Annotated in this window: 1 rRNA gene; it reads right to left on the bottom strand. The window is 48.0% G+C overall.

Annotation, left to right across the window (positions count from 1 at the left end):
* Positions 1-1,322 (bottom strand): 23S ribosomal RNA (locus tag L3B96_RS27085); the annotation flags it as partial.
* Position 1,323 lies beyond the last annotated feature (1 nt).

Genomic DNA, 1,323 nt, shown 5'->3' with positions numbered 1-1,323 from the left:
CTATCTTTCGCTACTCATACCGGCATTCTCACTTCTAAGCGCTCCACAAGTCCTCACGATCTTGCTTCACCGCCCTTAGAACGCTCTCCTATCACGCGACCTAATGGTCGCATCCATGGTTTCGGTAGTATGCTTAGCCCCGGTACATTTTCGGCGCAGGATCACTCGACTAGTGAGCTATTACGCACTCTTTAAATGGTGGCTGCTTCTGAGCCAACATCCTAGTTGTCTATGCAACTCCACATCCTTTTCCACTTAGCATACATTTAGGGACCTTAACTGATGGTCTGGGCTGTTCCCCTTTCGACGGTGGATCTTATCACTCATCGTCTGACTCCCGGATATGAATCAATGGCATTCGGAGTTTATCTGAATTCAGTAACCCAAGACGGGCCCCTAGTCCAAATAGTGCTCTACCTCCATGATCCTAATTCCGAGGCTAGCCCTAAAGCTATTTCGGAGAGAACCAGCTATCTCCAAGTTCGTTTGGAATTTCACCGCTATCCACACCTCATCCCAGCAATTTTCAACTTACACGGGTTCGGTCCTCCAGTGCGTTTTACCGCACCTTCAACCTGGACATGGATAGGTCACCTGGTTTCGGGTCTATAACCTCGTACTCAAAACGCCCATTTCAGACTCGCTTTCGCTACGGCTCCGACTTTTTAGTCTTAACCTTGCACGGGATCATAACTCGCCGGTTCATTCTACAAAAGGCACGCCATCACGCATTAACGCGCTCTGACTTATTGTAGGCACATGGTTTCAGGAACTATTTCACTCCCCTCCCGGGGTGCTTTTCACCTTTCCCTCACGGTACTGGTTCACTATCGGTCACTAGGTAGTATTTAGCCTTGGGAGATGGTCCTCCCGGATTCCGACGGAATTTCACGTGTTCCGCCGTACTCAGGATCCTGAACTGAGAGAATTTGATTTAATCTACTGGGCTATCACCATCTATGGCGGATTTTCCCAAATCCTTCGACTATCAAGTTCTTTGGTAACTCAAATGTTCAGTCCTACAACCCCAAAGTGCAAGCACTTTGGTTTGGGCTGTTCCCCGTTCGCTCGCCGCTACTTAGGGAATCGAAATTTCTTTATATTCCTGCTGCTAATGAAATGTTTCAGTTCACAGCGTTTACCTCCAACTAGACTATGAATTCATCTAGTGGTAACAGTTGATTAAAACTGCTGGGTTGCCCCATTCGGAAATCTCCGGATCATAGCTTACGTACAGCTCCCCGAAGCATATCGGTGTTAGTCCCGTCCTTCATCGGCTCCTAGTGCCAAGGCATTCACCATGCGCCCTTGTTAACTATCTTT

Origin of the sequence: Clostridium sp. YIM B02569 (genome assembly GCF_022320765.1) — a bacterium.
In the GTDB taxonomy this organism is placed as follows: Bacteria; Bacillota; Clostridia; order Clostridiales; family Clostridiaceae; genus Clostridium; species Clostridium beijerinckii.
Note: the sequence above shows the minus strand (reverse complement) of the source record. Positions and strands in the feature narration are given on the sequence as shown.